General features: G+C 69.4%; 4 protein-coding genes and 1 pseudogene. 2 read left to right on the forward strand and 3 right to left on the reverse strand.

The window, feature by feature from the left end:
• Positions 1 to 125, forward strand: a pseudogene (locus tag LQV45_RS18080) (rhodanese-like domain-containing protein); the annotation flags it as partial.
• Entirely contained in the window at positions 126 to 1,334 is a 1,209-nt protein-coding gene (locus tag LQV45_RS18085; RefSeq protein WP_230008211.1) for an O-succinylhomoserine sulfhydrylase, read from the forward strand.
• A gap of 48 nt (positions 1,335 to 1,382) precedes the next feature.
• Here LQV45_RS18085 and LQV45_RS18090 read toward each other — a convergent pair whose 3' ends face one another.
• The 3 genes from LQV45_RS18090 to LQV45_RS18100 form a co-directional block, all read right to left on the reverse strand.
• The gene (locus LQV45_RS18090) at positions 1,383 to 2,441 is read right to left on the reverse strand and encodes a hypothetical protein (protein ID WP_230008212.1); all 1,059 of its coding nucleotides are present in this window, start codon (positions 2,439 to 2,441) and stop codon (positions 1,383 to 1,385) included.
• 29 nt (positions 2,442 to 2,470) lie between these two features.
• On the reverse strand, positions 2,471 to 3,766 hold the full coding sequence (locus LQV45_RS18095) for a glycosyltransferase family 2 protein (RefSeq protein WP_230008213.1): 1,296 nt from the start codon (positions 3,764 to 3,766) through the stop codon (positions 2,471 to 2,473).
• The coding region (locus tag LQV45_RS18100) for an ATP-grasp domain-containing protein (RefSeq protein WP_230008214.1) at positions 3,753 to 4,722 on the reverse strand (970 nt) is incomplete at its 5' end. The genes LQV45_RS18100 and LQV45_RS18095, both read right to left, overlap by 14 nt.

Raw genomic sequence — 4,722 nt, forward strand, 5'->3', positions numbered from 1 at the left:
CGGCCGCCGGCTACACCTCGTACAACGTCCTTCAGGGCTTCGAAGGAGAGACCGACCGCTTTGGCGAACGCACCGTCAATGGCTGGAAGAACCGCGGCCTGCCCACCAACCTCGGAAAGATCTAAGTGACTTTCAATCCCGACGCCGCCGGCTGGGCGGCCGACACCCAGGCCGTCCGTGGCGGCCTTGACCGCACCGGCTTCCAGGAAACCACCGAGCCGATCTTCCTCAACTCAGGATTCGTCTACGAGTCCGCAGCTGCCGCCGAGCGCGCCTTCACCGGTGAGGACGAGCGCTTCGTCTACTCCCGCTACGGCAACCCCTCCGTCGCCACCTTCCAGGAGCGGCTCCGGCTGCTCGAGGGAACGGAGGCGTGCTTCGCGACGGCGTCCGGCATGTCCGCCGTCTTCACCGCCCTGGGCGCGCTGTTGGCGGCCGGCGACCGGGTGGTCGCGGCCCGCTCGCTGTTCGGCTCGTGCTTCGTGATCCTCAACGAAATCCTGCCGCGCTGGGGTGTCGAGACGGTCTTCGTGGACGGCCCGGACCTGGAGCAGTGGAAATCCGCGCTGTCCGAGCCGACCACGGCGGTGTTCTTCGAGTCGCCGTCGAACCCGATGCAGGAAATCGTGGACATCGCCGCCGTGAGCAAACTGGCGCACGCGGCCGGCGCCACGGTGGTGGTTGACAACGTCTTCGCCACCCCGCTGCTCCAGCGCTGCGGCGACCTCGGCGCGGACGTGGTGGTCTACTCCGGCACCAAGCACATCGACGGCCAGGGCCGCGTCCTGGGCGGGGCCATCCTGGGCACCAAGGAATTCATCGACGGGCCCGTCAAGCAGCTCATGCGGCACACCGGTCCGGCCCTTTCGGCGTTCAACGCCTGGGTGCTCACCAAGGGCCTGGAGACCATGGCCCTGCGCGTCAACCATTCCTCGGCCTCCGCGCTGCGGCTGGCCGAATGGCTCGAGGGACAGCCTGCGGTCGGCTGGGTAAAGTACCCGCTGCTGCCGTCCCACCCGCAGTACCCGCTCGCAGTGCAGCAGATGAAGGCCGGCGGGACCGTGCTCACCCTGGAACTGCAGCCCTCCCCCGGGCGCACGGCGAAGCAGGCCGCGTTCGCACTCCTGGACGCGCTGCGGATCATCGACATCTCCAACAACCTGGGCGATGCCAAAACGCTCATCACGCACCCGGCCACCACCACGCACCGCGCGATGGGCCCGGAAGGCCGCGCGGCGATCGGGCTCAGCGACGGCGTGGTCCGGCTCTCGGTGGGCCTGGAGGACGTCGAGGACCTGATCCGCGACCTCGGCCAGGCGCTCAAGCAGGTCTAGGCGCTCAAGCAGGTCCAGGCGCTCAAGCAGGTCCAGGGCCATGGCCGCTCAGGCCCAGGCCGCCTTGAGCGCCCGCCAGGCGTCGTCGTCGAGCATGCTGGACGGTGTGACGGCGACGGCGGCCGCCCCGCCGGAGACAGACGCCTCCAGCCCGGCCGCCAGGTCCGCGGCGGAGATGCGCCCGTCCTTGGCCCCCATCCCGACCGAGATGGCGAACTTCCCGGACCGCTTCGCCATGGCCGCGGCCAGCTCGGCGGAATAGGCGGGAGCGGCGTCGTTGAGCCCGAAGTAGTCCCACAAGACCAGCCGGTCCGCGGCCGCGGCGAGCAGCCCGTAGTCATGGCCGCTCTCCGGCCGGTCGCCGGCGGGATCGTCCCACGGCGCCCGGACGTCCATGTCGAGCGTGGCACCGTTCGCGTGGGCGGCCGCCGCCGCCTTGGCCACGATGGCCGCCACCGCCTTCGACCGCCAGGCCCCAAGGCTCGGGTGTTCGACGTCGATGTCCCCGTTCGCGAGCCGCGGCCAATCCGTCCCGCCGCTGGCCAGCCGGTAGGAATCGCGGTCGTCGCCGCCGTAGGTGTTGTTATCGAACATCAGTTCCGTCAAGGCCACGGCGTCCGGCTGGTACCGCCTGGTCACCTCGGCCACCAAGTCGACCAGCCGCTCCCCGACGGGTCCCGTCGTGAGTGCGCTGACGCTGGCGAACTCCGTGGAGCGGGTGCCGTCGAAGTTGATGCCGGCCAGGCCCGGGTTGGTACGGATCCAGCCGGGGATCAGCAGGTCGATGGTCAGTGTGATCCTGCGTTTCCTGCCATCACCGCCGGTCCCCAGTGCGTTGACCGCTTCGGCCACGTGGTCACGGCCCGGGACGGCCTCCACCTCGGGGTGGGCGTCCCAAGGGAACGCCGTCCAGTCCAGCCGCCCCACGCTGATGGTGACGCTGTTGGCGTTGACCTCATCGAGCCGTCTGGCCAGTTCCGGCAGCGTCGAGGCGGCGTCGACCACAGTTTCGTAGCCGACGCCGACAGTGCGCTCCGCGGCGGGCGCCGTGGGTCCCTGCGGCCCGCCGCACCCAGTGGCAGAAAGGGCCAGCACCGACAGGAGCACGAGGGCAGGGAAGGCAGCCGGTCTGCGCCTCAAACGCTGACGTCCGGGCGCACCGCCGGGGCGGTGACGCTGACCACACCGGTCCGCGTCAGCTTGTTCCAGTGCGCCTCCTTGCCACGGAGTTCCTGCACCAGCGCGGCCACCATAGTCAGGCTCGTAAACACGGAATAGAGCGGGATGAGCGGGAGCGCCCAGGCGTGCCGCAGGTCCTTCCACGCCCTGTTCATGGCCAGGGCAAACACCGTGAGCAGCAACGTGATGAACAGGCCCACCCAGCCAAGGATTGCCCAGACGTCCGCGCCGAACGGACTGCGGCCCAGCGCCGTGAGGAAGACCAGATCCACGAGTACCAGGATCTGGAGCACCGGGAGCACCACCATGGTGATGGTGTTGAACAGCAGGTACGCGCCGAACTGTCCGTGCCGGAGGTTGCCGATCATGCGCTTGTGCACACCCATGGTCTGCAGCAGCCCGCGGGCCCAGCGGACGCGCTGGCGCCAGAGCGCCCGGACCGTTGACGGCGACTCGGCATAGACCAGCGCGCGCGGGGCGAAGACCACCCGGTAGCCTGCCTTGTGCACCCGCCAGGTGAGTTCCAGGTCCTCGCCTACCGTGTCTTCGCGGAACGGCCCGATCTCCTCCAGGATCCGGCGGGGGAACGCCCCAATGTTGCCGGAGACGATCGGGAGGCAGCCGATCATGGTCAGGGCGCGCCTGACCATCCCGGTGCCGACATGGCTGATGAAGGCCAGCATCCGGGTCTGGACCCGGTCCAGGTTTACCGGCCTGTCGTCGCCGCACACGGCCCCGGTGCGCTGGTCAGTGAAACCCTGGAGCATCCGCTTGACGGTGTTCTGGGAGAAGATCCCGTCAGCGTCGACAAACATGAGGACCTCGCCCGTGGCGTGGCGGATGCCCAGGTTCAGGGCCGCCCCCTTGCCGGCATTGGCCTGGGTCAGGACCGTGATCCGGGGATCCGTCGCGGCGAGCGCGCGCATCAGCCCGGCCGTGTTGTCAGTGGAGCCGTCATCCACGAGCACCACCTCGTACCGCTCGTACAGGGTGAGCTGAATGGAGCGGACGCAGTTTTCGATGACGGTCGCCTCGTTGAAAGCCGGGACGATGATCGACACGCTGGGCCGCTCATCCAGCAGGGTGGGCGTTGCGCGGCGGCGGCGGCGCCCCGCACGGAGTTCAAACCAGACGGACAGCGGCAGCACGAGCAGCTTCACGAGCCCGAACACCAGAATCGGCAGGCCGATGAGGAGCAGGAGGTACTCGGCCCCGGGGACGGCTGATGCGGAGGCGGAACTAAACCAGGACATGGGCGTACGCTCCTGTGCTTTGCCGGAAAGAGGCCGGGTTGAAGGAGGGAAGGGCAAACGACGCCAGCACGGCGTCGAGCAGTTCCGGGGCCCGCCCGCTGTTCGCGCCGAACCGTGCGTTCACTTCAAGGACCACCGGGGTCCCGTCGGCACGCCGGCGGACGTCGACGTCGACCGGGCCCGTGAGGCCCAGCGAGCGGACGGCCGCCATCGCCAGATTTCCGACGTCCATGGCCTCGCCGGCTTCGGCGCGGCGGGTGCTCACGGCGTTGCCCACGTTGCCCTGCGCCAGTTCGGTCTTCTCCACGACGACGACGAACGGCGCGGCCCCGTTGTGCGCCGGGGTGCCGAAGACCATCGGGCCGTATTCGGTGCCCGGGATGAACTCCTGGACAATCAGTCCTTCCGGCAGGCGGTGCCAGTCCACCTGTTTGCTGCCGTCGATGACCATCACGCCGCGTCCGCCGCGGGAGACCCGCGGCTTGAGAACTATGGGGCCGCCGAGCGCGGCCATGGCGGCACCGGCATTGGCGAAGTCCCTGGGCACGCCGAATCTCGGCACGGGGACCCCGGCGGTCTGCAGCTGCCAGGCCGTGAAGAGCTTGTCGTTGGCGAGAGCCACCGGACCGGGATCGCCGATGATGACCCGGACGTCGGTCCCGAAGGCGGCACGGTACCCCGCAAGCTGCGGGAGTTCCTCACTCACCGTGGGGATGACCAGGTTGATGCCCTCCTGGACGACAAGCCGGCGCAGGGCCGAGACCATGTCCGGGTCCGAGGCCGGCGGCACCGGGACGACGGTGAGGCCCGCCCCGGCGGGCAGTTCGCGGATGTCCGTGCCCAGGACGGGAACGCCACGGGACTTCAGCTGGGCAGCTACGGCGCGGCCCGCGGGGCCTCCGGCGCCGGTGACCAGCACGCGGGGCATCACAGCTTTTCCATTTCCGTGCTCAGGA

The organism is Microbacterium sp. Bi128, from assembly GCF_918698205.1.

Excerpts from the sequence above, each read along its gene's own strand:
- LQV45_RS18095 (WP_230008213.1), bottom strand. The coding sequence starts at position 3,766 with ATGTCCTGGTTTAGTTCCGCCTCCGCATCAGCCGTCCCCGGGGCCGAG.